23 protein-coding genes and 1 pseudogene are annotated in these 27000 nt (G+C 52.1%); 9 read left to right on the forward strand and 15 right to left on the reverse strand.

All coding sequences use genetic code 11. The features are described from left to right. The first annotated feature begins 23 nt into the window (after positions 1 to 23). Positions 24 to 350 carry a hypothetical protein gene (locus X965_RS06440; RefSeq protein WP_072144559.1) on the forward strand — a complete coding sequence of 109 codons (327 nt, stop codon included), beginning with the start codon at positions 24 to 26 and terminating at the stop codon, positions 348 to 350. Beyond that, positions 283 to 673 (forward strand): annotated as a pseudogene (locus tag X965_RS06445) (LysE family translocator); the annotation flags it as partial. The gene X965_RS06440 and the pseudogene X965_RS06445, both read left to right, overlap by 68 nt. 51 nt (positions 674 to 724) lie before the next feature. Here the strand turns inward: X965_RS06445 and X965_RS06450 are convergent. From X965_RS06450 to X965_RS06460, 3 genes are all read right to left on the reverse strand, one after another. Beyond that, a complete protein-coding gene (locus X965_RS06450) occupies positions 725 to 2125 on the reverse strand; it encodes a nucleobase:cation symporter-2 family protein (protein ID WP_004236677.1) in 1401 nt (466 codons plus the stop codon). Positions 2126 to 2445: 320 nt separating this feature from the next. Then, positions 2446 to 3438, reverse strand: coding sequence for a dicarboxylate transporter/tellurite-resistance protein TehA (gene tehA / locus X965_RS06455; RefSeq protein WP_036417452.1), 993 nt, complete (start codon positions 3436 to 3438; stop codon positions 2446 to 2448). A gap of 107 nt (positions 3439 to 3545) precedes the next feature. Beyond that, positions 3546 to 4007 (reverse strand): hypothetical protein, encoded by a 462-nt coding sequence (locus X965_RS06460; protein ID WP_036417454.1) that lies wholly within the window; start codon positions 4005 to 4007, stop codon positions 3546 to 3548. Positions 4008 to 4128: 121 nt separating this feature from the next. Here X965_RS06460 and X965_RS06465 point away from each other — a divergent pair, with 121 nt between their 5' ends. Then, positions 4129 to 4572, forward strand: coding sequence for a DUF411 domain-containing protein (locus tag X965_RS06465; protein WP_015422372.1), 444 nt, complete (start codon positions 4129 to 4131; stop codon positions 4570 to 4572). Here the strand turns inward: X965_RS06465 and X965_RS06470 are convergent. From X965_RS06470 to X965_RS06480, 3 genes are all read right to left on the reverse strand, one after another. Then, a complete protein-coding gene (locus tag X965_RS06470; protein WP_036417457.1) occupies positions 4566 to 5474 on the reverse strand; it encodes a LysR family transcriptional regulator in 909 nt (302 codons plus the stop codon). The genes X965_RS06465 and X965_RS06470 overlap by 7 nt on opposite strands. Positions 5475 to 5537: 63 nt before the next feature. Beyond that, a complete protein-coding gene (gene accA / locus X965_RS06475) occupies positions 5538 to 6497 on the reverse strand; it encodes an acetyl-CoA carboxylase carboxyl transferase subunit alpha (protein ID WP_036417459.1) in 960 nt (319 codons plus the stop codon). Positions 6498 to 6599: 102 nt separating this feature from the next. Then, a complete protein-coding gene (locus X965_RS06480) occupies positions 6600 to 8003 on the reverse strand; it encodes an MFS transporter (protein WP_024473693.1) in 1404 nt (467 codons plus the stop codon). A gap of 89 nt (positions 8004 to 8092) precedes the next feature. On the opposite strand from X965_RS06480, the gene X965_RS06485 reads away from it, so the two are divergent. Next, positions 8093 to 8752, forward strand: coding sequence for a metalloregulator ArsR/SmtB family transcription factor (locus X965_RS06485; RefSeq protein WP_004236684.1), 660 nt, complete (start codon positions 8093 to 8095; stop codon positions 8750 to 8752). 38 nt (positions 8753 to 8790) lie between these two features. Continuing rightward, positions 8791 to 9219 carry a molybdopterin-binding protein gene (locus X965_RS06490; protein WP_004236685.1) on the forward strand — a complete coding sequence of 143 codons (429 nt, stop codon included), beginning with the start codon at positions 8791 to 8793 and terminating at the stop codon, positions 9217 to 9219. A 59-nt stretch (positions 9220 to 9278) separates the two neighbouring features. On the opposite strand, the gene X965_RS18905 is transcribed toward X965_RS06490, so the two are convergent. From X965_RS18905 to fdnG, 7 genes are all read right to left on the reverse strand, one after another. Further along, the gene (locus X965_RS18905; RefSeq protein ID WP_004240163.1) at positions 9279 to 9512 is read right to left on the reverse strand and encodes a GT-D fold domain-containing glycosyltransferase; all 234 of its coding nucleotides are present in this window, start codon (positions 9510 to 9512) and stop codon (positions 9279 to 9281) included. Between the two features lie 591 nt (positions 9513 to 10103). After that, positions 10104 to 11966: a selenocysteine-specific translation elongation factor gene (gene selB, locus X965_RS06505; protein ID WP_036417463.1), complete on the reverse strand. Its 1863-nt coding sequence runs from the start codon at positions 11964 to 11966 to the stop codon at positions 10104 to 10106. Further along, positions 11963 to 13345: an L-seryl-tRNA(Sec) selenium transferase gene (selA, locus tag X965_RS06510; RefSeq protein WP_032098047.1), complete on the reverse strand. Its 1383-nt coding sequence runs from the start codon at positions 13343 to 13345 to the stop codon at positions 11963 to 11965. The genes selB and selA overlap by 4 nt, the downstream gene beginning before the upstream one ends. Positions 13346 to 13365: 20 nt before the next feature. Next, on the reverse strand, positions 13366 to 14292 hold the full coding sequence (fdhE, locus tag X965_RS06515) for a formate dehydrogenase accessory protein FdhE (protein ID WP_004240168.1): 927 nt from the start codon (positions 14290 to 14292) through the stop codon (positions 13366 to 13368). Positions 14293 to 14431: 139 nt separating this feature from the next. After that, entirely contained in the window at positions 14432 to 15082 is a 651-nt protein-coding gene (fdoI, locus tag X965_RS06520; protein ID WP_004240169.1) for a formate dehydrogenase cytochrome b556 subunit, read from the reverse strand. Beyond that, on the reverse strand, positions 15082 to 16023 hold the full coding sequence (fdxH, locus tag X965_RS06525; RefSeq protein WP_004236694.1) for a formate dehydrogenase subunit beta: 942 nt from the start codon (positions 16021 to 16023) through the stop codon (positions 15082 to 15084). Before fdxH ends, fdoI begins: the two co-directional genes overlap by 1 nt. A gap of 11 nt (positions 16024 to 16034) precedes the next feature. Further along, positions 16035 to 19082 carry a formate dehydrogenase-N subunit alpha gene (fdnG, locus tag X965_RS06530; RefSeq protein WP_079549259.1) on the reverse strand — a complete coding sequence of 1016 codons (3048 nt, stop codon included), beginning with the start codon at positions 19080 to 19082 and terminating at the stop codon, positions 16035 to 16037. Positions 19083 to 19248: 166 nt separating this feature from the next. Between fdnG and fdhD the strand changes: the two genes are divergently transcribed. Further along, positions 19249 to 20079 (forward strand): formate dehydrogenase accessory sulfurtransferase FdhD, encoded by an 831-nt coding sequence (fdhD, locus tag X965_RS06540; RefSeq protein WP_036417465.1) that lies wholly within the window; start codon positions 19249 to 19251, stop codon positions 20077 to 20079. Here fdhD and X965_RS06545 read toward each other — a convergent pair whose 3' ends face one another. Next, a complete protein-coding gene (locus X965_RS06545; protein ID WP_036417468.1) occupies positions 20080 to 20844 on the reverse strand; it encodes a GNAT family N-acetyltransferase in 765 nt (254 codons plus the stop codon). Between the two features lie 99 nt (positions 20845 to 20943). Continuing rightward, positions 20944 to 21378, reverse strand: a complete 435-nt coding sequence (gene umoA, locus X965_RS06550) for a UmoA family flagellar biogenesis regulator (RefSeq protein WP_036417471.1) — start codon at positions 21376 to 21378, stop codon at positions 20944 to 20946. Positions 21379 to 21818: 440 nt separating this feature from the next. On the opposite strand from umoA, the gene X965_RS06555 reads away from it, so the two are divergent. The 3 genes from X965_RS06555 to X965_RS06565 all read left to right on the forward strand — a co-directional run bounded on the left by X965_RS06555 (position 21819) and on the right by X965_RS06565 (position 26997). Beyond that, entirely contained in the window at positions 21819 to 22598 is a 780-nt protein-coding gene (locus tag X965_RS06555; protein ID WP_004236701.1) for a Slam-dependent surface lipoprotein, read from the forward strand. A gap of 63 nt (positions 22599 to 22661) precedes the next feature. Continuing rightward, the gene (locus X965_RS06560; protein WP_004236703.1) at positions 22662 to 24014 is read left to right on the forward strand and encodes a surface lipoprotein assembly modifier; all 1353 of its coding nucleotides are present in this window, start codon (positions 22662 to 22664) and stop codon (positions 24012 to 24014) included. A gap of 40 nt (positions 24015 to 24054) precedes the next feature. Further along, positions 24055 to 26997, forward strand: coding sequence for a TonB-dependent receptor domain-containing protein (locus tag X965_RS06565; protein ID WP_004236705.1), 2943 nt, complete (start codon positions 24055 to 24057; stop codon positions 26995 to 26997). The last annotated feature ends 3 nt before the right edge of the window (positions 26998 to 27000 follow it).

Below are 27000 nucleotides of genomic sequence, written 5' to 3' on the forward strand. Positions count from 1 at the left end.
TCCGCAATATATTGAATTAATGGATGCCATTGTTTCATACAAAAACTGAAACACGCCTGCTGCAGAAAATCCGCAGTGAAAAAATGTCAGATAAAGAAAAAGAAAACTTGTATAAAGAACTCACTGATGTTCAGAAAAACAGGAAATTTGGTAAATCAGTTACTGTCTTCAAAAAAGTGTGGAAAATCATGGTAGCGTATTCTTTCTTTGCCGTTTCTCTTATTGTTATAGTTGATACTTATTGGGAAAATATCGTTAAACCACTTTTTTATCTTTTTCCGGGGGCTTTTCGTGGCACCGGGTCTCGGTGCACTGCTCGCCGCGTCTGCCACGGCTTACGATATCGTTAAATGGTGCGGGGCACTTTATCTGCTCTGGCTGGGTATTCAGTTAATTCTGCACCCCCGTCAATCATTCAGTACAACACAAGGGGATATTTTATGTCTCTTTCCTGCCGCAGTTTATTCCTGCCGGACAGCCGCTGATAGCCCGGACATTTCTGCTCGTCACTATTCATGTGGTTATCGGTACGCTCTGGTCATTGACTCTGATTATGATGACCGGTTACGCCTCACGCCTGCTGAAATCACGGCGCTTTATCCGGTGGATGGATCGCCTGACCGGCGGACTTTTTATGTTTTTTGCCGTGAAGCTGGCACTCAGTCACCGGTAAGTCCGTATACTGACAGCCCGCTGAGATAAGCGGGCTGTCAGGCTGTGCTGATTAAACTTCCTCTTCCCTCACGGATTCTTCAATATCATCCGGTTCGGTTTCCTTACTGATCGGAATAATTAAATTCAGAATAATAGCGGTCACACCGCCCATACAGATCGGGTTTTCTGCCAGCGCGTAAAGGGATGTCGGCAGGACGTGGAAAACCGCCGGGTCATAAGAGACACCCAACCCCAGCCCCAGTGAGGTCGCCACAATCAGGGTTTCGCGGCGGCGCAGACCGTTGGACAGAATAATACGGATCCCGGCAATGGCAATCATGGAGAACATCAGTGTCATCGCACCACCCAGCACCGGTGCCGGAATCGTCGTAAAGAACCAGCCGATCCCCGGAAACAGCCCCAGGATCACCAGGATAACCGCAATGATTTTCCCGACATGGCGGGAAGCCACCCCGGTCATCTGAATAACCCCGTTGTTCTGGGCAAAGGTGGTCAGCGGCAGAGAGCTCATCGCGGAAGCCGCCACAGACACCAGACCATCCGCCATTACCCCGCCTTTCAGACGGGACTGGAATTCCTGTCCCTGAATTTTCTGCCCGGACACCAGCGCGGTTGCCGTCAGGTCACCGACCGCCTCCAGCACACTGAGCAGATAAATAATAGCGACCACCAGGAAGTGAGCGAAGTTAAACGAGAAACCATATTTAAACGGTACCGGGATCGTGATAAACGCGGCTTTGCTCATCTGACTGAAATCCACCATCCCCAGGAACAGGGCGCAGATATAACCGACAATCAGCCCGATCGCGATCCCGCCCATGCGCAGCAGCGGGCTTTTACAGCAGTTAAACCCGATAACAACCAGCAGAACCAGTAACCCGACACCGATATTCTGATAATCACCGAAGGTGCCGGAGGACTTGGCGGAGAAGCCGCCGCCGAAATCAATAATCCCGACTTTTATCAGGCTCAGCCCGATCATCAGAACCACAATACCGCTGACTGTCGGGGTGATGACACGACGCAGATAGGGCAGGATAAAAGACGATCCCACAACTAAGAATGCGCCGGCAAACGAGATACCGAAGATAGTGGACAGTAACAGCTCTTCATCAACACCATCAGCCCGCATGCTGGTTCCGATGGCAATCATCACTGTCACAAATGAAAAGTTAACGGACTGAATCGATAATAACCCCGAACCAACCATGCCGTAGCGGTTTACCTGCAACCATGTGCCGACACCGGAGGCGATCATAGCCATGGAAACAAGATACGCATTGGTCTCAGGCGATAGCTGTAAGGCCGTGCCGACAATCAGCGCCGGTGTGACCATCGGAACGAAAATGGCCAGCAGATGGGTCACGGCACCAATAATCGCCTGTAAAAACGGGGGTTTATCTTCGAGCTGGTAAATAAGATCAGATGCTGTGTTTTGTTGATCAGACATCTCTTCTCTCCTGTACGTGAATTTGACTATCTGACTCTGTTAATAACTATCTGTTTTATTTAGGACTCTTGTGGAGAACAGACGGCTGTCATGCAATCTGTATCAACAGATAAAGCAATAACCACACCAGGAGGGCGGATTAGCGGGGAGAAGGGTTATAAAATGTGATTAATAACGGAATTTTTGATCACTTTGTGAAATTGTTCACTATTCGTACTGAACATCTCACGACAGCGGGGTTTTTCAGCGCAGATATCATTATGAGAATAATGATTAATAAATAATCAAATTGATAACCGCCGGGAACCGGCGGCTGAACATTAATTCTCTTCGCGGATACGGGCGCGGGTGATTTGCTTTCTGACCAGCAGACGCAGCGAATTCACCACCAGCAACAGAATAAAGGCGTTGGAAAAAATAAACAGGGTGAATGCCAGCAGGTGAATAAATTCATTATCTGAAGACATACTGATATTCAGAGAGGATTTTGCCAGTGCCGACACTCCGAATGAAAAGCTCCAGAATGACAGGGTAAATGCCTGTTGTGTAAACCAGGGGATGAGCCGGATCATAAACACCAGTTGCAGTAACCCGTAGCCGAGCAGCATTTTGGCAAAGAAATCAATATGATTCTGGTTTACCGCCAGATAGGCGCTGCATGCCACCAGTGCCGGAGCCAGCTGAATACCGAAAGAGAGACGCGATTTTTCATCCATCAGCCCGTCACTGCGGATCCGTTTCAGAATCGCCGGTTCCAGGCTCAGCCAGGAGAAAACGCCTGCACCGAAGAAAAGAATACCGAGGTCGGTAAAACCGAGTGCGCCGCACGCCATGGCGCAGATAAAATTATTGGCGACAGTCGGAAGATAGAGTACCGGGGTGGTCGCCGCTTTCGGGTATTCCCCTTTCCACTGGGAGCCGACCAGCCACGCGGCGTAAGACAGTTGTGCTACTGCGCCGAGGGAAAATAATCCGGTGGAAAACAGCGGGAAGTATGGTGTCAGCCCCATCGCCACCAGAACAGTAGTTGCCGGTAACAGGCTGGAGAACCCGCTGGCGACCGGATGACGGAACTCGTCGGTCATTTTTCCCGGGAAACAGAAACTGCGGATAATAAACAGAGAGATCAGCACCAGCCAGACCGCACAACCGGCACCAATAATCACCTCACCGATGATTGCCGGATACCCCTGCTCAGCCGCTGCGTAACGCCATGCCATCCCGGTGCCGATCAGCCCCAGGACCATGCCGAAATACCCGGCCGAAAACTGGGAAGAAACGGATTTAATCTTATTTATCAGTGTAATGCTCATATCTGTTCTGCTCTGTCATCATACAATCGCCGGAGCGGCAGCCCCGGAGACTAAATAATAATACAAATTTTATAATTTATTTTGATAAGAGTCATTCTGTATACATGTTAAATCACATCATTTTTTCCGGCAGTTCCCGGTACCAGCCCGGCCAGTCCCCAGTGATGGGTGATCTCACGGATAATCAGTAAAAATGCCGTGAATTGTTTGTCTGACGGGAGTGATGTTGATGATACCGGGCTGCCGCTGATAACATTCACGATCTCATTAAACCCGCGTTCTATTTCCTCAGTGGATAAGAAGCCCGCGTCATCACCGGTCAGTAAATAGTTTAGCCGCGGATCAGGGCAATGCAAAATCAGGTCTTCCGCCGGTAATGCCGCCCGCGCCGGGATAATCCGGTTTTCAATATGCTCAATTGCCACTTCCGCTTCATAAGCTGTCACCGGCGAGTGCTGAAAAACAAACCCGTCAATCACACTGTCACCGAGCGGAAGCCGCACATCAGCCTCCGCAGAAAAAATCCGGGTTTCTGTTGCTGTTATCTGTAATGTCAGGTGCGTTACCATTATGACCTCCGTTTAAACCTTTACACTTCTCCGCATAACTATACGTTCCCCTGTATTGACCTTCCCCTAAGGTAAACCATTAATCTCATCATTATTATCCGACTCATTACAGGGAATACCGATGAAAAAATCCGTCTGGGCGTTATCTTTATTATTAACCACACTTTCTGCCGGTGCCATGGCAGCGAAAGGAACCGTCACCGTGTATAAATCCCCGACCTGCGGCTGCTGCGGCCAGTGGGCGGAAGGGGTGGAAAAAGCCGGTTACGATGTGGAAACCAATATTATTCCGCAGGCACAGCTGGAGAAAATGATGCTTGATTCCGGCGCCACCGCGAACCTGATGAGCTGTCACCTCGCCACGCTGAACGGCAAATATGTGATTGGCCACGTCCCGGCGGACAGCCTGGATGCCATTGATACGCTGCCGGAAAGTGCCAAAGGAATTTCGGTTCCGGGGATGCCGGTCGGCAGCCTGGGTATGGAATACAAGGATATGAAAGAGCCGTATGATGTGGTCGCCTATGATGCGGACGGAAAGCAGACGGTATTCCGCAGCTATTGATTTTTATCCTGATCCCGCAGCGAACTTTCAAGAAAATGCAGGAATTTGTCGACAACCGGTAACACCTCACGGCGGCTGGCATAAACGGCTCTCAGTTCGATGGGAGCCGGTTCTTCATTCAGCCGGACAGCCTGTAATGTACCGTCACGGAAAGCCTGCTGACACAAATGCGTGGTCAGAATCGCAAAACCCAGCCCTTCAACAGCCGCCGCCGCTGCCAGTGCCGCACCGTTAACCTGATAGCGGCTGTTAATGCGCACAGTCAGCCATCCGCCGTCCGGTTTACGGAAAATCCACGGCTGACCATTCAGGGCACTCAGGCTGGAAATACAGGGCAGCCGGGGCAGCTCAGCGGCAGAAACCGGAATACCGGTCCGCGCCAGTAATGACGGAGCTGCCACCACCACACACGACCAGGACTGAATCAGACGGCTGTGATAACTGCTGTCTGCCATCTCCCCGCGCTGATAAGTCAGCAGCAGATCGATATCATCACTGATAATATCCGCCGGGGTCAGCTTTGTATCACACCGGATCTGCAAATCCGGATGCAGTGCGGCAAAACGGGCCAGTACCGGAGCCAGCATTTCCCCGCAGCCTTCACCGGGCACTGTCAGCCGGAAACAGCCGGTCAGCACATCATCATTGCGGATCTGTGAAAAAGTTTCCCGCAGCATGGAGTCCGTTTTTCCGGCGCACTGATACAGTTGCTGTCCTTGTGCTGTCAGGCGCATACGCCGGGTTGTCCGTTCAATCAGGCGGCAGCCGGTCTGGGTTTCCAGCTGTCTGATGGCCCGGCTGACATTGGACGACGGCATACCCAGCCGGGTGGCCGCACCGGTAAAACTGCCCTGCTCCGCCACCGCCAGAAAAACCGGCAGTAAATTCAGATCGACCGCCATGACCGCGTCCCCGTTGTGAGAGATATTCATCCCTATTGTTATCACAAACAGGTTAATCTGTCCTCAGCAATAGCCGAAAGACATTAATTTCTGATAGCGCTGCGCCAGTAATTCGTCTTCCGGTAAGGCGGATAACGCCGCCAGATCCTGCAACAGCTGCTCACGCAGGTTATCCGCCGCCTGCTGATAGTTGCGGTGAGCGTCGCCCGCCGGTTCTGGAATAATGGTATCGATAATACCGAGCGCCTTCAGGCGCGGGGCGGTCATCCCCATGGTTTCAGCAGCCTGCGGCGCTTTATCCGCGCTTTTCCACAGAATAGAGGCGCACCCTTCCGGCGAAATCGCCGCATAGGTACTGTATTGCAGCATATTGATACGATCGCCGACCCCAATCCCCAGCGCCCCGCCGGAACAGCCTTCGCCGGTGATGGAGCAGATAACCGGGGTTTTCAGCCGCGACAGCTCAAGCAGGTTACGGGCAATCGCCTCCGCCTGTCCGCGCTCTTCCGCACCCACGCCGGGATAGGCACCGGCGGAATCAATAAACATCAGCACCGGCATATGAAAACGTTCGGCCATTTTCATCAGACGCAGTGCCTTGCGGTAACCCTCCGGTGACGGCATGCCGAAATTGCGCAGTAACTTTTCTTTGGTATCCCGCCCTTTCTGGTGACCGATAACCATCACCGGACGGCCTTCAAGGCGAGCCAGCCCGCCGACAATCGCCTTATCATCGGCAAAGGCGCGATCACCGGCAAGCGCCTGAAAATCCGTAAAAATAAGACTGATATAATCCAGGGTATAGGGCCGCAGCGGATGACGGGCCAGCCGGACAATCTCCCATGCACCGAGATCCGCATAAATCGATTGGGTCAGTTTTTCGCATTTTTTCCGCAGGCAGGCAATTTCATCATCCGGATCAAACCCCAAATCGCTGCTGCGCTCTTTAAATGACTGCAATGCGGCGATTTTTTCTTCCAGCTCAATGATTGGTTTTTCAAATTCGAGATGATACTGAGACATAGCGGACATTACCCTGACAGAAAACATCCGGTCAGTGTAAAAAAACGCCGGAACGGGATACAGTCCTCATTCCGGCATACACTATTATCAGAAACGGGATAATCAGCCGTAAGAAATGGCCGCACAGCGACGGGCGGTGAAAATCGCAATCAGCGGGGCAATGGCCAGTAACATCATCAGCCAGTAGGCTGAAGACATCACGCCCGTCAATGTACCGTCATTGAAACCATTGACGTTAACAATCATACCGGCCAGCGCCGCACCCAGTGCTGTGGCAAAAAGCTGCACGGTGGTGATGGAAGCGGCGGCGATCTCTTTATCCGCAGGTGTGGCCACCTGTAAAATCCGGGTCAGCAGATGCGGCCAGCCGAACCCGATCCCGAACCCGACCAGCGATAACCCCAGCAGGATCGGCGACATAATGCCCCATGTACCGGCAGACGGTACAGAGAGTGTCAGTGCCAGCAGAACCAATCCCGCCAGCACAAAAACCGGCCCGAGCAGAATACTGGCGCGCATTTTCGCCCCTTTCCATCCGGCGCTGATGATCTCACTGACAGTCCAGCCCAGCGCCATCAGTGCACTCATATAACCGGATGCCAGCGGCGACTGACCGTGCAGGCGCTGCAGGAAGTACGGCACGAACACTTCACAGGTCATCCCGATAGCCAGCAGAGAGATAGTGATGTACAGCGCGGCATGATGACTGCCGCGCCGGAAGGTGTTTTCCGGCAGTAACCGGATGCGGCTGCGCTGCTCAATCAATGCAAGCACAATCAGTAACAACAGCGAGACCACCACGCCGCCCACATTCAGGAACACATCCGGACTGAGACTCCCGGCAGAGACCACCAGTACAGCGGCAGTCAGTAATGTCAGCTGGATCAGGGGAAGACGTGGCCGGGTGCCGTCATCTTTCTGCTTTCTCGGCATAATCGTAAGCAAAAAGAGCCCATAGATGACCATCAGCGGCAACATCACACCAAAAGCAAAACGCCAGGCGTTTAACTGGGCAAAAATACCCCCGACTGCCGGACCGACCAATGTGGCAACACCCCACATTCCGGAAATCAGTGCCATGGCTCTCGGCCACAGCGCCGGAACATACACTAAATTGATCATGGCATAAGACAGTGCGAACATAACACCGCCGCCGAAGCCCTGAATGGTGCGCCCCAGCAGCATAATCTCCATCCGGGGAGCCAGTGCACAGGCCAGGCTGCCGGCGAAAAAGGCCACCACCGAGATAAGGTAGGCGATACGGGCACCGTATACGGCAAGTAGCCGGGCGGAGAGTACAGAACCGATAATGGATGCCGCCACAAACAGTGTGGTATTCCAGGCATACAGATTCAGGCCGCCGATATCAGCAACAACGGATGGCAAAATGGTGGTCGCCATTAAGATATTAACGGCGTGAATAACAACACCGAACGAGAGAGCGATTGAAATCGCAGCGTTTTTCCCTGAGAAAAGGTCACGCCAGCGGCTGTCATCGGGCAACATAGAACCATCCTTTAGTCTTGTGATACTTTGCTGAATACGATAAATTAAACAAGAATTAACTTGGATAAATAAATACCGGGCACGAGAATATGTCAAGAACTAACCTGGAAAGCAATCTCAGTTCCGCACAATCTGTCGGAGAAAAATTGCTTATTCTCCTGAAAAAGCATGGCCCGATGCAGGCATCCGAGGCCGGGGAGCACCTGGGTACCACCGGGGAAGCTGCCCGTCAGCAGTTTACCAAACTGGCCCGGGACGGCATGGTTGAGGCACATTCCGAATGCCGGGGTGTCGGCCGTCCGGTGCAGCGCTGGCACCTGACCGCACTGGGCAATAAACGCTTTCCGGATTGTCACGCTGAGCTGACGGTCAAAATCCTGACCACCATCCGCCGCGAACTCGGCGAGGATGCTATCGGCAAAATTATTACCGCCCGTGAGAATGAAGCCCGCCGCGACTATTTTGATAAACTTCAGGGCGCAGAAACTCTGGAAGAACGCATTATCCGCCTCGTTGCCATCCGCACAGAGGAAGGCTATATGGCGCAATGGGAAAAAGAACCGGAAGGAAGCTGGCTGATTATTGAAAATCACTGTCCTATCTGCTCCGCCGCCCGCATGTGTCAGGGATTCTGCCGCGCCGAGCTGGAACTCTTTCAGACAGTTTTAAATGCAAGTGTGGAACGGGTCGAATATTTACTCACGGATTCTCGCCGCTGCGTATATCGTGTGATACAACAGGAAGATTAACCATTTCAGTTAATCACTAAAAGGAAAGAGGTCACACAATGAAAATTTCCGCACGTAACCAGCTCACCGGTAAAGTCTCCCGCGTTGTTGCCGGCGCTGTTAATAATGAAGTGGAATTAACACTTGAGCATGGTGAAATTCTGACAACCGTCATCACCAAAGAGAGCTGTGACGTATTAGGGATCCGCGAAGGAAAAGAAGCGGTCGCGATTATTAAAGCGCCGTGGGTGGTACTGGCAAATCCGGATTGCGGCCTGCGTTTTTCCGCCCGCAACCAGTTCCGCGGCAAAATCAGCAAAATGGTGAACGGTGCGGTCAACAGCACGATTCATCTGAGAACCGAAAAAGGGCTGCCGCTGACAGCGGTTATTACCAATGAAAGCCGCGACGAAATGGAATTACATGAAGGTAATGAAATTGTCGCACTGATAAAAGCTTCCAGCGTTATTTTAGCCACTAAAGCCTGATTCCGGCATACCGTGCAAAACAGGCCGCATTTGCGGCCTGTTTTATTATCTGCCGGTCATTACTCCGCCTGAAGCTGTTCAGGGAAAACCGTATTATAACTGCTGACCAGATTACCGATATCCAGCGCTGTTTTACCGTTGTCTGCCAGCCTTGCAGATAGCACCGTACCTGCCGGGCCTGCCGCAATCAGAAAGAGATCAATCTCTTTTTTCATCAGACACTGTTCGGTCAGCTGATCAATATCGTTATAAGCATCGGTGTCTTTTACCCGCCCAGATATCCATCCGGGCATCCGCCAGTTTTTTACCGGACTGATAAAAACCGTCCGGAGTCGTGGCGCGGGTATCACCGTAAACCGGTTGATCAAGATAACATTTTGTCAGAAACCAGTACTGAGACCAGAATTTAAGCCATGAATCGTTCTCAGTCTGCATACCCGGAACACACACCAGTGTATTGTAATTACCGGTGCTGATATTCCGTAATTCATACATCAGCATTTTATTCAGCAGATCACGGTACTGATGAGATTCAATCGCACAGGTCAGCTCCGTCTGTTTACGGGCATAAAAATCGGCAGCGATATCATTATAAAAACCGATAATCTCATTGGTAATTCCGCGGGCTATCGAGACAGTATCTGTTTCATCCAGCGGGATCCGGCTGAATTCATATTTCTTATTCCGGCCGTCATAAATCAGTGTTTTAAAATCAAAATCACGTTTAAGGCTCTTCTGAAAAAGATCCGGAGATTCATAATCCCTGAATACCAGCCATACATTTTTGCATTTCTGACGTAATAGCCCGGGAATTTCTCTTTATTGAATTCACTGACAAAATTTTCCAAATCGATCTTCATGTCTTAAATCCTTTTTGAAGAAAATCAGAATAGTCCCTCATCCCGCAAAATATGTTTGTCCCCTCTGCGGCGGGTAAAACCGGTCCTGTCAAAAAACTCCAGAATCTGTACGGCCAGCTTACGCCCCATGCCGTATTTATCCCTGAATTGTGCCGCGCCGATACCTTCTTCATGTGTCTGATTATATTCACGGATAACCTGCGCGAATTCCGTGATTTGTGACCGGTGATAATAGCGGTCAGGCACAATCGCCATAATATGACCCAGCTGTGCGGCTTTTTTCAGAAACTGACGGGCGGTGGTTTCATCAATGCCGAGTTTAACGGCCAGATCACGAACCCACCACGGCTCCTGCTGAAACAGCGGTTCCGCACTGTGCCAGAGCGCGTCCTGTGCCGGATCGAAAGCCAGACCGAATCCGGGCAGATGGAGCCAGCCACGGGTTCTGACAATCTGTTTTTCATCCAGTAATTGTGCAATAACCGGAAATACGATGGAATCAGAAAGCACCGGTAATGCCATCCGTTTCAGCCTGTCACGGCCGACGCCCATCTGGTCGCTGTGTGACTGATGATAATCCGCCAGAGTAGCCAGCAGAATGGCTTTTGCCGTTTCAACCCGTTGTGCCGAAAGGGCATAACCGTCGTTGATCAGCAGATTCAGCCCGGCAGTACATTCCGCCAGTTTTTCCGCTGTCAGCTGCCGCGCCCAGGCAAACACCGGCAGAGAAATTTCCCCGCGCGGCAGTTCGCACATCAGGACATCGCGATCATCCTGTGCCGCTGCCCGTTCTGATAACCACGCCAGAAATTCCGGGCGACGTTTTCCGCGTCGCGGGGAAGACAAATTCAGCACACGGGCACCCGCCAGTGTGCGCTGCGCACTGATATCGCGCAGGATCAGCCGGTCTTCCTCCGCCAGCCAGAGCGGGGTATCAAGGGTAATTTCCGCCAGCAGCGGACGGATGTTATCGTCACTCAGGAGGGAAACCCGCCCGGTGATATGGCTGGCGCCGTGGTGAATATGCACCGGCTGCCAGCTTTTCAGACCTTCATCTGTTTCAATTTCCGCCAGAATGCGGTGTGCAGACTGCACCGGTTTTTCGCTCAGCAGCCAGTCACCGCGGGAAACCGTCTCTTTGCTGACATCACCGCTCAGGTTGATCGCCACACGGTCACCGGCCTGAGCCTGCTCCTGCTGGCGGTTCTGGGCATGAATACCGCGCACACGGACAGATTTGTCACTGCCGGTCACCCATAAAGTGTCACCGGTGCTGACACGCCCGGCCAGCGCGGTACCGGTCACCACCAGCCCCGCCCCTTTGACACTGAAAACACGGTCAATCGCCATCCGGAAACGTTTTTCTGTCCGGCTTTCTGAAGATTGCTGCTGATGGTGCAAACGCAGATGGGCCCGCAGTGCATCCAGCCCTTCGCCGGTATGGGATGAGGTGACAAAGACCGGGCTTTCCGGCCAGCCGTCAGATAACAGCAGTTCTGTGATTTCCTGCCGGACTTCCTCAACCCGCTCCGCCGGGACGCGATCGGCTTTGGTCAGCACCACAGAGATTTGCGGACGCCCTGCCAGGCGCAGAATCGCCAGATGCTCGCGGGTCTGTGCCATCACTCCGTCGTCGCAGGCAATAATCAGCAGGATATGGCGGATCCCGCCGATACCCGCCAGCATATTGCCGAGAAACTTTTCATGGCCCGGCACATCCACAAAGCCGATAACCGTATCATCATCCTGCGGCCAGTAGGCATAGCCGAGGTCGATGGTCATTCCGCGTTTTTTCTCTTCCGGCAGATGGGTGGTATCCACGCCGGTTACCGCCTGAATAAGAGCCGTTTTTCCGTGGTCAACATGGCCGGCTGTAGCAAAAATCATGGTAACAGTGCCTGTAAAAGTCGGTTTTCATCTTCAAGGCAACGCAGATCCCACCACAGACGCCCGTCACTCACCCGCCCGATCACCGGAATGGTCAGCTGACGGTGAGACTGCGTCAGGGTGGCTAAGGCGCTGCCTTTTCCGTTTTGCGGGGTAAACGTCACTGCCCAGCCGGGCAGGCGTTCCACCGGCAGGGATCCGCTGCCAATCTGCGAGGAGCAGGGCTCTGCGCGGATCACCCATTCATCACCGTAATATGCCTGAATTTTCGGCACAAGCCGTTGTGCCATATCATAAATATCGTCAGCAGACCGGGTGAGCAGGCGCAGTGACGGCAGTGTCTGCGCCAGTTTTTCCGGACGGCGGTACAGACGAAGCGTGGCATCCAGCGCCGCCAGAGTCATTTTATCTGCCCGCAGGGCGCGTTTGAGCGGATGGCGCTGTATTGCCTCAATCCACGCTTTTTTGCCGAGAATAATCCCCGCCTGCGGCCCGCCGAGCAGTTTATCACCGGAGAAAGTCACAATATCAATGCCCTGCGCCAGATAGCGCTGCGGCATCGGCTCTTCCGGCAATCCCCACTGTGTCATATCAATCAGAGCACCGCTGCCGAGATCAATCACTGACGGGATAGTATATTCCCGGCCGAGTTCCGCCAGTTCCTGCCCGGAGACCTCTGCCGTAAAACCTTCAATATGATAATTACTGGTGTGGACTTTCATCAGCAGCGCCGTCTGCTCACTGACGGCATTTTTATAATCATGCAGATGGGTCCGGTTTGTGGTGCCGACCTCAACCAGACGACAGCCCGCCTGGCTCATCACTTCCGGCACGCGGAAGGCACCGCCGATTTCCACCAGCTCACCGCGGGAAACAATCACTTCCCGCCCGGCGGCCATCGTCGCCAGCACCAGTAATACCGCCGCCGCATTATTATTGACGATACAGGCCGCTTCCGCGCCGGTCAGCTGACACAGGCGCTCCGCGACAATGCTGTCGCGGTGACCGCGCCCGGCATCATCAAGGGAATATTCGAGCGTGACCGGCCAGCGCATGGCATTGGTCACCGCCTCAATAGCCGCTTCCGCCTGTAATGCCCGGCCGAGATTGGTGTGCAGCACGGTACCGGTCAGGTTAATGACCGGCCGCAGTGCTTCCCGATCGCTGTCCAGACGGCGGGACAGTTCATCCGCCCAGCAACCGTGCCAGTCCGGCAGCTGCTGCCGCTCACGGATCGCGTCACGTGCATCATCCTGCATCTCCCGCAGCACACCGACGATACAGGTCTGTCCGTACTGTTCTGTCAGTGCGGCAACCGGTGTTTCATGTAATAACCCGTCAATGGCAGGTATCTGACTGTATAATGCACGTTCGTTCATAGCGGACTCACTTCACTGACTTATTCATTCGGGAACAGGAACGGGTTGATACTGCTGCGGGCAAAACCTTCTTCTTCCATCCGGGCATCCAGGATCAGGGTTGCCAGGTCATCCGCCACGGTATCCACTTTCGCGTCTTTTTCCTGTGACAGAATTTTCAGGTAACTGCCGCAATCACCACAGCTTTCTGCTTTCACCGCCGCCTGCTCACTTTCCAGTGACCAGTAATTCAGATCACGGGTCTGTTCGCAGTTGGTGCACTTAATACGGACCACATGCCATTCGGTTTCACATAATCCGCAGTGCAGATAACGCAGCCCCTGCGTGGTGCCGATCTGGATCACGCCGGAGACCGGCATTGCCGCACAGACCGGACAAAACTGACGGTGTTCGCCGTGCTCTTCGCGGCCTTTGCCCGGGATCATCGACGCCATCTGCGCCCAGTACAGGGATAATGCTGCCCAGATAAACACGGACTTATCCGGTGATACAGCAGAAAATTCCTGATTAAACAAGGCAGTTGCCATGTCTTCCAGCTCATTCTCAGAGGCTTTGTCCAGGTTTTCCAGGGTCGGACGGGCATGATCCGGTGCGACCGGCAGCAACTCAGCAATAATGCTTTTCAGCAGCTTGCGCCAGTGTTCAGTACGCTGAAAAGTGCGGCAGTCGAGCAGGGCTTTGCCCGGCATATTGGCAGCCATCAGGGCATCCATATCCATTTCAAGCGGGTTGTCATACAGGGCTTTCTGCTGGGCGCGGGTGATTTCAGCCGCAAATTCCAGGTAATCCGCAAACGGGTTATCTTTGGCCAGCTCATCAAAACGTTCGGCACGGCGCTGATACAGATTCTTCAGATTAGGAAACAGTACGGCCGGGATAAAGCCAATCCCTTTTTCATTTTTCTGAGCCTGTCCCAGCTCTTCTTTGGATACAATTCGGATACTCATGATATTGCTCTTCTTCTGATATGGAGAGGATAAGCCGGTCCGGCAAGTAAAACCCTATTATGAACCGGCTGCCTTAAAATGTCGAAAAGGCAGGGAAATCCCTGCCTTCTGAATGGTCACACGAGAATAGTAAAAACGGTCACTGACCTTTTTTATCCTCTTCGCGCTCTTTTGCCACAATCTGACGGTACCAGCGCGGGTGATGTTTCTTCGCCCAGCCGCGCGTTACCCAGCCTTCCGTCATCGCACGCACTGACCCTTTCACCCAGATTGCCGCATACGCGTGAACAATAATAGTGATAATCAGCCCGATAGCGGAAATGGAGTGTACCAGCAGCGCGATACGGATCACCGGAATAGAGAAATATTCCGCAAAGTAAGGACGCCAGATAACGATACCGCTCAGCAACAGCAGGAACAGGCAGATACTGGCTGCCCAGTACACCCCTTTCTGACCGAGGTTATACTGACCGACATCACCGGCTTCCTCATTTTTCATGATTTTGCCGATCTGCTTCGCCCACTCGATATCATCACGGTTGATAAAGTTGTGTTTAAAGTAACGGAAAAACATAAACACAAACAGTAAGAACATCACCACACCGGTAAACGGATGCAGCAGACGTGATAACTGCGGGGTACCCAGAATGTTCATAAACCAGTTAAGCGACGGGAAGAAAAACCCGAGCCCGCTGATGGCCGTGAACAGAAAACAAATGACCACAGCCCAGTGATTCACACGCTCAATCGGTTTGTGGCGGATAATTTTTTCGCGATCATCCTGTTGCATTATTTCTGCTCCTCCTGACCTGCTGATTGCTCAGTCTTTGCCGGAACATCCTGAATATCTTTCAGGGCCTCTTCTTCCTCGCGTTTTGATACCCGGTTCGGGCCGATACCCACATAGTGGAAGATTGCCGCCGCAAAGGTCGCCGCAAAACCGACTGCTGCCAGTGGTTTCCACGCACCTTTCCAGAATTTCACCGCAGCACTGATTTCCGGGTTCTCCGGCAGGCCGTGATATAACTGCGGCTTATCAGCGTGGTGCAGCACATACATCACATGCGTACCGCCGACACCCTGCGGATCATAAAGACCGGCTTTGGCATAACCACGGCTTTGCAGCTCAGTCACACGATCACCGGCCAGCGCTTTCATATCCTCTTTCGAGCCGAAATGAATCGCCCCGGTCGGACAGGTTTTCACACACGCCGGTTCCTGACCCACATCCACGCGGTCAACACACAGTGTGCATTTATAAGCGCGGTTATCTTCTTCGTTGATACGCGGCACATTAAACGGACAGCCCGCGATACAGTAACCGCAGCCGATACAGTGCTCTGACTGGAAGTCGACAATCCCGTTGGCATACTGAATGATTGCGCCCTCTGCCGGACAGGCTTTCAGACAGCCCGGGTCCGCACAGTGCATACAACCATCTTTGCGGATCAGCCACTCAAATTTGCCGTTCTCTTCCACTTCGGAGAAACGCATGACAGTCCATGACTTGGCGGACAGATCCTGCGGGTTATCATACACCCCCACGTTGGTACCGATTTTGTCACGGATGTCGTTCCACTCCGAACAGGCCACCTGACAGGCTTTACAGCCGATACAGGTGGTCACGTCGATAAGCTTCGCCACTTCTTCCTTAAAATCCCGCACCTGAGGTGCGGGGGTCAGGGAATTGGTGGCAGAGCGACGAATAATGTCCTGTGATTGCATTGACATAATTTATCTCCTTACACCTTTTCCACATTAACCAGGAAGGCTTTAAATTCAGGCGTCTGGGTGTTCGCATCCCCGACAAACGGTGTCAGTGTGTTGGTAATAAAGCCTTTCACCGCCACACCCTCAAAGCCCCAGTGAATCGGAATACCGATGGTATCCACTTTTTGACCATTCACATCCAGGGTACGGATGCGTTTGGTGACCACTGCTTTCGCCTTGATATAACCGCGTTTGGAGCTGACTCTTACCGTATCGCCATGGGAAATGCCTTTCTCATTCGCGAGACGCTCACCGATTTCGATAAACTGCTGCGGCTGAGTGATAGCATTTAACCGTGAATGCTTGGTCCAGTAGTGGAAGTGCTCCGTCAGACGGTAAGTTGTACCAACATACGGGAATTCCGCTGCTTTACCCATCTGCGCCCAGTCATCTTTGAAGACACGGGCTGCCGGGTTGGAGACCACATCCGGATGCAGCGGGTTAGTGCCGAGCGGGGTTTCAATCGGCTCGTAGTGCTCAGGGAACGGCCCTTCCGCCATCTTATCGATAGCAAACAGGCGGCCCATCCCTTCCGGCTGCATGATAAACGGCCCGACATCCGAATCCGGCGCGGCATTGCTGTAGTCCGGCACATCCATACCGATCCACTTGCTGCCGTTCCATTCCAGAATCTGACGTTTCGGATCCCACGGTTTACCCGCCGGGTCCGCAGATGCGCGGTTATAAATGACGCGGCGGTTCAGCGGCCATGCCCACGCCCAGCCGAGGGTGTTACCCAGCCCGGTCGGGTCAGCGTTATCACGGCGTGCCATCTGGTTACCCTGCGGTGTCCAGCTGCCGGCGAAAATCCAGCATCCGCTTGCCGTGGTACCGTCGTCACGCAGCTGTGCGAAGGAGGTGAGCTGCTCGCCTTTCTTCACAATAACATTGCCGTCAGCATCTTTCAGATCGACCAGCGCCAGACCATTACTCTCCTGAGCGACTTCTTCCGGTGTCGGATTATCGCGGTCGAAGTAGTTCCAGGTCATGTTCAGTACCTGCTCAGGCACCTTACCGCCTTCCGCTTCATACAGCTTGCGGACACGGTGGAAAATCCCGGAGAGGATTTCGCCGTCGCTGATAGCTTCGCCCGGGGCATCCGCGCCTTTCCAGTGCCACTGTAACCAGCGGGCAGAGTTAACGATAGAGCCGTTCTCTTCCGCGAAACAGCAGGACGGCAGACGGAACACCGTGGTCTGAATCTGTGCCGGATCCACATCGTTCATCTCGCCGTGGTTCTGCCAGAAGTTCGATGTTTCGGTATTCAGCGGGTCAACGGTGATCAGGAACTTCAGTTTTGAAAGCGCCTTAACCACTTTGTTTTTGTTCGGGAATGAGGCTAACGGGTTAAAGCCCTGGCAGATATAGCCATTCACTTCCCCTTTATCCATCATGTCGAAATAACGCAGAACGTCGTAGCCTTTATCCCACTTCGGCAGCCAGTCAAAGCCCCAGTTATTCTCTTTCTGCGCTTTGTCGCCGTAGAAGGTTTTCATCAGGCTGACAAAGAACTTCGGATAGTTACCCCAGTAGTTAACCTGGCCCTGTACCGTTGGTTTCGGTGTGTTGGCAGCCAGATAACTTTCCAGTGACGTCTGTTTGTCAGACGGCAGCGTCAGGTAGCCCGGCAGGCTCTGAGACAGCAGGCCCAGGTCGGTTAAGCCCTGGATATTGGAGTGACCGCGCAGCGCGTTCACGCCGCCGCCCAGCATCCCCATGTTACCCAGCAGCAGCTGGATCATGGCCATGGTACGGATGTTCTGCGCACCGACAGTGTGCTGTGTCCAGCCCAGTGCATACAGGAATGAGGCGGTTTTATCTTTCGCGCTGGTTTCGCCGATATATTCACAGACTTTCAGGAAATCTTCTTTCGGCGTCCCGCAGATATTGGTCACCACATCCGGGGTATAACGGCTGACGTGCTCTTTCAGCTTGTTCCACACACAACGCGGATGCTGCAGTGTGGTATCGCGTTTCGCAAAGCCGTTTTCATCCAGTTCGTAATTCCAGGTGGTTTTATCGTACTGGCGTGTTTCAGGATCATAACCGGTGAACAGCCCGTTTTTAAAATCGTAATCTTCACGGACGATCAGGCTGGCGTTGGTGTACGCCTCAACATATTCACGGTTGATTTTTTCATTTTCCATCAGGTACTTAATGACACCTGACAGAAACGCAATATCAGTACCGGAACGGATAGGCGTGTAGAAATCCGCCACAGCCGCTGTACGGGTAAAGCGCGGGTCAATAACGATCAGTTTGGCATTGTTATGAATTTTGGCTTCCATCGCCCAGCGGAACCCGACAGGGTGAGCTTCCGCAGCGTTTCCGCCCATCACAACAACAAGGTTGGCATTTTTAATATCAACCCAGTGGTTGGTCATGGCACCGCGACCAAATGTCGGAGCAAGACTTGCTACCGTAGGTCCGTGTCAGACACGCGCCTGGTTATCCACGGCAAGCATGCCGAGGGCGCGGGAGAATTTCTGGGTGACAAATCCGGTTTCGTTACTGGCAGCAGATGCGCATAACATCCCGGTGGTTAACCAGCGGTTGACGGTAACGCCATCGCTGTTCTTTTCAATAAAGTTAGTATCGCGGTCATCTTTAATCAGGCGGGCGATACGATCAAACGCCTCATTCCACGAGATACGTTTCCACTCGTTGGTGCCCGGCTCACGGACTTCAGGATACTTAAGACGACTTTCGCTGTGGATAAAATCGATCAGACCTGCGCCTTTCGGGCACAGTGCGCCGCGGTTTACCGGATGATCCGGGTCCCCTTCAATGTGAAAAATAGATTCTTTGGCGTTTTTTGCCCCGTCACCCAGACTGTACATTAACAGCCCGCAGCCGACGGAACAGTACGTGCAGGTATTACGGGTTTCACGTGCGCGTAAAAGCTTATACTGACGTGAACCGGCAATAGCGACCGCCGGGGCAAAGCCCAGAGCCGCCGCCGTTGTACCCGCCATACCGCCAGCGCAGATCTTAAAGAACTGCCTTCTGCTGACTTGCATGGAGATCTCCTTATTACATTGCTCTTATGCCGCTGCAAAATAAGCCACAGCGAACTTTCTTTTTATCCGCACAGTGGTGCGTGCGATCAGGTTCATTGCCTGGTGGAATGGTGTAAACTTTTACCCATACTATTATTATGTATTATTAAGCGCAGGAATTCATCTGATGGATGACATTTATTCCATAGAATCGTTACATAATTGCCTAATTCGCGGTGCGCATCTCACAAATGTGCAACAAAAAGGTAAACCCGGGCATAATGAAAATGACTGGGTCGCGGAAGAGACACCGGTTGCCCTGGTGTACAACGGTATCTCCCATGTGGTGATGATGGCCAGCCCGAAAAACCTCGGCGATTTTGCGGTCGGTTTTTCCCTTTCCGAAGGCATTATTGAATCCGCTGATGAAATCCGCGGGATTGATATTACGGATGCCTGCCACGGCGGATTTGAAGTCCACGTTGAATTATCCGCCCGCCGTTTTGCCGGACTGAAAGAGCGCCGCCGCAATATGGCCGGGCGCACCGGCTGCGGCATCTGCGGCACCGAGCAGATCAGCGAGATTTTCCGCCCGATCACACCGCTGGATTTCACACAGACTTTTTCTCTCAACCATCTCGATGAGGCACTCAGCCAGCTGCCGCAGGTACAGGAAATCGGAAAGCTGACCGGCTGCACTCACGCCGCAGGCTGGATTTCCCCGCAGGGTGAATTACTGGGCGGTTGTGAAGATGTCGGCCGTCATGTGGCGCTGGATAAACTGCTGGGTATGCGGGCAAAAGCACAGTGGACTGATGGCGCGGTGCTGGTATCCAGCCGCGCCAGCTATGAAATGGTGCAGAAAAGTGCGCAGTGCGGCGCGGAAATTCTGTTCGCGGTTTCCGCCCCGACCACGCTGGCAATTGAAACCGCCAAACGCTGCCGCCTGACACTGGCCGGCTTCTGTAAAAAAGGACGGGCCACCATCTATACCCACCCTGAACGGCTGATCCCCTGACTATTCAGCCAGCGGATGATATATCCACAGGTTCGGCTCATGGTAAATGACCCGGTCCGTTTCAGGATCGGCCTGAACCGGTACCAAAGCCCCCGGCACAATGTACTGACCGGCGTGCGGAAAGGCCATGCCGGTCCATTCAGACCAGTTATCAGCGGAGGATGTAATATCCATCGAACGCATAGCCGGTTTGATAATCTGCCCGCCCAGCCGGACATGTGTGCGGATCCACGGGTCAAACGGCTCACCCTGCGGGGTCTGCCACTGACAATATTCCGCGAAATCCTGTAACGGATACTGTGCCTTGAGCGTAGGACGCACCGGTACCACCACGCCCTTCAGCCCGGCCTGTGCAACGGCCGCTTTCAGCGCGGTGATAAGCTGTGCAGGGATACCGCGTCCGCGAAAATCCGGGTCAACGGTCACTGACAGTGCGGATACAAATGTCGGTTTCCGGGTATCGGTTGCCCCCTGCGTCAGCACCGCATCCCAGCCCTCATCCGGCAGATCAGTCAGCGGTGCATCTTCCGGAAAATAAAACGGAATCGCACTCAGAAGCCCGACGACCTGCTCCTCTCCGGCAATGGTTACAACCGCAACCTGCTGAAAAGGCAAATTTTCCTCACGATAAAGTGTATCCCAGTACTGGTCAGAAACCGGACTGGATAACATAAACAACGGCCATTGTTCCGCAATCAGTGCTTCCGAGCTGTCCAGCAGCGATTCATGACACTGTGCAACACTGAGGATCCGGACTGATGACATGTACTTCTCCGCTAATCAGGGTGATTCCGGTATGTTACCGGTTTTCCGGGCAGAAAACTTAATACAACCTTTATTGCTGATACCTTATTTGTACTTACATCAGCGGTCACGCGACGAAAAATAAAATCCCTTTCCTGTCCGTTTTCCGTCTTTATCCAGAATCTCGTAATACTCTTCCGTCACCACGGACTGCCCTTTATCCCAGCGTCCGGTATCTGACAGATTATCTGCACGGTAAACATCCCCGACTACGCGGTACTGCCGTCCTTTATAACGGATGTGTTTCGTCGCTCCGGGGGAAAACTGGCGCGTAACCTCGGTGTACTGCCCGTTACCGTCACGCCGCAGGCCGATCAGCCGCAGGCCTTTTGTTGCCGGGTCATTATTAACCGCACCGGGCACCGGCATAGCCGGTGTCAGGGTAATCACCTCATAACGCTCAGAAAAATCACTTATCCCGGTTTGCGGCCATGTGGCCGATGCGGATCCGCAGGCCAGCACCGTTAACAGCAAAAATATCAGCGTTTGTTTCATTGTCAGACTATCCGTTCAGCTTAAAACACCAGACAGTATGAAACATAAATACCAAATCAAATGCGATAATAACCATTAATTAAATACATTATTATTACGTTTAAAATCGCTCCATCAATAAAAGAAAAAATAATCATCACTTTTAATGATATTTATGAATTAATAACCCGGTTTACCGCACAGAAAAACTCTGAATGTGCATCACATATTTTCATTCTTATATTTGAAATAAATCTGTCACAAAAAATAAAAAATGGTGATTTTTTAATTCGTTATTTAATTAGCATTCTAATCAAATTATTCTCATTGCAAACAAATGATAATAATTCTCATTTACAGAAAATTCATTCTCCTTTATCGTTTATTTGCTTCCGGCAATCATACCGGAAAAAGGCATTTCACTCATCCGGTCATTCATTAAATTACAAGGAGTTTAGTTTATGAATACATTTAATATGAAAACCCCGCTGGCGACACTGGTTACCCTGTGTGCCGCATTCTCCGCGGTACAGGCTCAGGCTGATGCGGGCTATGGATCATCATCTGCCGAAGGCTTAAGTAACTATATATCTGTCGGCGTAACCGCTGCATCAGAGCGTCAGGGGCATCCGTCACCGGGCGGAGAACCGGGAATTGGTTATTCCGGCATGCACAACGGAACCAAAGTCAGCTTTGCCGGACTGCAGGGACCCAACCGTGCAACACCAAACGATAACGGTGTTTCTGTTATCACCTCAACTCCGCAGTCACACCGCAGTATGGGCTCTTTTAATTTTGCCAAAATAGCCGATGCCGATATTTATTACGGTGAATGGGTTTCCGGTACTGATTTCAGCGATGATTCCCATATGGTGTATTACGCCGGGAAAGATATTACCGCCGCCATGCCATCCGAAGGGACGGCACAGTACAGCATTAAAGGACTCAGCGGGTACAGCAGCGGTGAACAGATCAGCGGTACATTCAGTACGGATTTTGATGCCAATACCTTTAGCGGCTCTCTAAGCTCAACCGAGCTCAGCTACAGCCTGAGCGGGGATATCAGTGGTTCAACCTTTGATGGAACCGCATCTGTCAGCACCACCGGTACCGATACCACAGCCGTCAGCGGTACGACCAACGGGCATTTCTTTGGTGACAATGCACAGCAGGTTGCCGGTTATGCTGAGTTCAGCAGTGATAAAGCGAAGAATATCGCGTTCGGCGGAACCAAGTCTTAATTCATTATTGATACATTTCATCAGGAACAGATTATCTGTTCCTGGTGTTTAGCGGATATAAATATGTCATCGCAGATAAAGTTAATTTACGGATTTATTCTTTTTTTATTATTACTTGCTTTTTCATTACCGGTATCTGCAACCATACAAAAAAATAATCATTCAGAGAATGATAATACTGCACGAAATTTATATCTCTCACTAAAGAAAAATAACCTCAAAGCAATTTATCATTACTTATCTGTTTATCAGCAGGAACATCAGGCTGACCCGTTACTGATAATCTTCAGCCAGGCAAAACTGGCCTATTTAAACCAGCGCCCCGGGGTTGCAATCCGGTTATATAACACTATTCTGCAACAGAAACCCCATTTCTTTACCGCACAACTGGAACTGGCCCGCAGCTACCGGGCTGATCGTCAGCTCGGGAACGCCTTGCTTTTGTTCCGGGAACTGAGCCAGCGCCTGCCGGTGACCTCTCCCCACTATCCGGAGATTACCCGCGCCATTACCGAACTCACCCGGGCACTCAGTTGGTCATTACTGCTCAGCGCCGGTAGCCATTACACGGATAACTATTATCAGACTCCACTGCCGAAAACACACTGCCTGCACTACAGCCCCGATGGTTCCTGTTACGCCAGCCTTATTCCGCAGATCCCCCACACCGTCTTACAATGGCGCAGCGACTGGGATCTGCGCAGGCTGACGCCGCTGTCCGGCTCCCATTTTCTGACGCAGCACTACCGGGTATCCACCCGGTATGATGCCGCGAATCAGGCAGCCAATACCTTAACACTGACTGCTAAAACGGGTTATCACTATCAGGATCACCATACTTTATGGCAACTGACTCCGCTGCTGGAGCAGCATTTTTCCGCCGGGCGCCGTTTTTCCTCAGCTTACGGCTTACAAACGTATCTGAATCAGCAACTCAGCCCGGAGTGGTCTCTCGGCGGATTGGCTGCACTTCGACAGCACCGTTATCAGCCTTATCTGCATTCACATAACGGCACTGAATACCAGTTGATACCACAGATAACCTGGCGTCCGCATCCGGCAGCCACGCTGTATTTACAGGCAGAAACCACCGTCCACAAAAAAAATGATCCCTATAAACATTACCAGACGGCTGCCCTGCATACCGGCCTGACCTATCTGTGGCACCCTTTTGTGTCCCAGTCTGTTCATGCCGTTTACACCCGTAAACGTTATCACCATACACATCCGTTACACCGCCAGGCCAGGGAGGATCTCACCCGACAGTACAGTACAACACTCGCGCTCTATCCGCCGTCATTCGCGCAAATTTCACCTCAGCTTTCACTGATCCACACCCGCAACCGCAGTTCTGTCCCATGGCTTTATAGCTACCGGCAGACTGAAATCATGCTGCGTTTTGAACGGCTGTTTTAACCCTTTCTGATTATTTATTTTTTATCATCCGGGAATCGTTATGTCTTCGCATTCACCATTATCTGGTCACCCATATAAAACAATCACACTGCTTCTGCCCGTGTTATTTATCCCGCTGCCGGGACTGGCGGCAGAGGAAAAAGATCAGCACCTGGGCGATATTACGCTCCGTAATGAACAGACCGCTGCTGACAGCGCCAAAGATAAAATCTATGACAAAAATGTCTCCACCCTGATCCTCACCAAAGAAGAAATAGAGCGCTATAAAGGCGCCTCTGCCGCCGATATTCTCAAAGGCGCCAACGGGGTATTCAGCGGTGATGCCCGCAACGGCAACGCGCTGGATGTCAATATCCGCGGAATACAGGGGCCGGGCCGTGTACCGGTCACCATCGACGGCACCGAACAGGCCGTGACGGTGTACCGGGGTTATAACGGTGCCAATAACCGTAACTACCTTGACCCGATGCTGATCAGTGAAATTGAGATTGAAAAAGGCCCGTCCCTTAACCCGCTCCTGAAAACGTCGGTAGGCGGCGGTGTTGCCATGAAAACGCTCACTATCAATGACGTGGTGAAAAACGGTGACCAGTTTGGTGCTGCACTGATGCTGGAAAACAGCAGTAACACCACCAAAGCCCGGATACCCAATCTGGGGCTCGGGGAAGATTACCGCCTTGTGGATAATATGCAATTTGATTGGCTTATCATTGACGACCCCGGCACCCATTTAACCCCGGAAAATCGTGATAATGCCCCCACACTGAATAAAAGCGACTACGCCTGGCGTCTGGCAGTGGGTACCCGTCAGGAAAATATGGATCTGCTGCTGGCTTATGCTTACCGCGACCGGGGAAACTATTTTGCCGGTAAACGCCACAGCGAAAACTATAATGATGAAATGTCTGACAGTGATATCGGTATTTTGCAAATGTCGAATATGACTTACGACCCGTATATGCCGTTTGTGTCCCGTATTTACCGCAAGGGTAATGAAGTTCCCAATACATCGGCAAAAACGGAATCCTGGCTGATAAAAAATACCTGGTATCTGAATGATGACCACGCGCTGCAACTCAGCTGGCGCGATACCCGCTCGGATTTCGGCGATATTATGCCTTCCCGGCTGGGCTGGATCCGCGCTGAGGATAATATTATTCCGCAGTGGCCGCTGGCTGACCTGCATGCACAGGCCGGTTATCTTCACCTGAAATCCCAACCGGCACATTTTACCTATATTGATGCAGATATCCGCCTGTGGACCACCCTGACCACCAGCAATACCAACTCCGGCGGCGGCTGGCCGCGTTACCCGAAGAATATGGACTACGGCTATAAACAGGGGGATATCAACACCATCAACCCGGCAATCGATGGAACACTGATTAACACCGCTGCCCTGAATGTACAGAATCAGCGCTACGGGCTGGATTTCAGCAATAAGTTTGCTTTTACCCCGGAACTGTCGGTGACTCTGGCCGCCAATATGCAGTTTGAGCATCTGGACAGTAATACCAGCCTGGAAAACTATAAACTCTTTATGTTCGCTGTTCCCGCCCGTAAAGGCCGCCGCTTTGAATATCAGCAATCCGTCAGCCTGGACTGGCAGCCGGTCTCCTGGCTGTCACTTAGTGCCGGCGGCAGACAAACCGTATACTGGAGTGTGGATGATCTCTCCAATGAGTGCGCCGCCCGCAAAGACCCCTACTGCAAACAAAACTATGAAGTTACCGGTTATTACCTGAATTATTTCCGGAATATGACCGAAATAGAATCACAGGTTTATAAAAAACGGCAGCAGGGTATGTGGCACGAACTGACCCCGGAAGAAAAACAAGCAACATGGGGAAAAATTTTTCAGTCTATATACCCAAAATGGCGTCGTGATTACCTCAACAACCGGAAAGACCGGCCAATGGTACATGAGCAGGCATTCTGGCCGGTGGATACCAGTGACGGACGCCTGAAACAGAAAGACCGGCCGGATATCGATACCGCATTACGGGGTATTGATCCCTATACCGGGCAGGAAACCTATCTCTATGAGTATGGCAGCCTCCCTATTTCGCACGGTGACAGAGAACTTCAGGCAGTCACCCACACCTGGAAAGAAAAACCCCGCCGCCAGGCTAGCGCCTGGACACCGATGCTGTCTGCCTCGGTGCATCTGACTGATGATCTGCGTCTGTATGGCCGCTATGCGGAAACCGTACGTATGCCGAGCCTGTTTGAGGATACTGTCGGGTTTTCCGGTTCCTCTGTCCCGCATATCGGTTACCGTTATAAACCGGAACGTGCGGTAACACGGGAATACGGTGTAGTTTTTAACGGGAAATCACTGCTTCATGCTGACCGCCATGCAGATATCCGGCTGAACTACTTCCATACGGATATCCTCAATGTCTTTGATCGTGATAATTATTTCCGTTTTACACAGATGGATAAGCAGATCCTGAAAGGGATTGAAATCCAGGCCCGTTATGATCATGGCTGGATCTTCAGTGATCTGGGGGTGACCTATAACCTCACCAATAAAGTCTGTGATGAAACATCCCATGCCTTTATGGATCCTACCGGGCTGAAAGATATTCCGCCATGCATTGACGGTGGTTATCCGGGCGGGTTCCTGCGCACCCAAATTCAGCCGCACTACTCTGTGACCTTTAACCTCGGCGGGCGTTTATTGCAGGAGTCATTAGAAATCGGCAGCCGCTGGCTCTACCACAGTGCAGTGGAAAACAGCCAGGAGAAACGCCTGATGACGATTGTCCCTAACCAATACAGCAATTTTAATAACTACCCGATGCGATGGAATTCAGTACTGACCGTAGATGCTTATGCCAAATATAAAATCACCCCGGATGTTGCCCTCGAACTGACGGCCACCAACCTGACCAATGAATATTACCTCGACCCGCTCACCCGGTCGATGATGCCTGCACCGGGCCGGGCCGTAAAATTCAATGTCTCTGCGAGGTTCTGATTT

The organism is Morganella sp. EGD-HP17, assembly GCF_000512315.2.
Classification (GTDB): Bacteria; Pseudomonadota; Gammaproteobacteria; order Enterobacterales; family Enterobacteriaceae; genus Morganella; species Morganella morganii.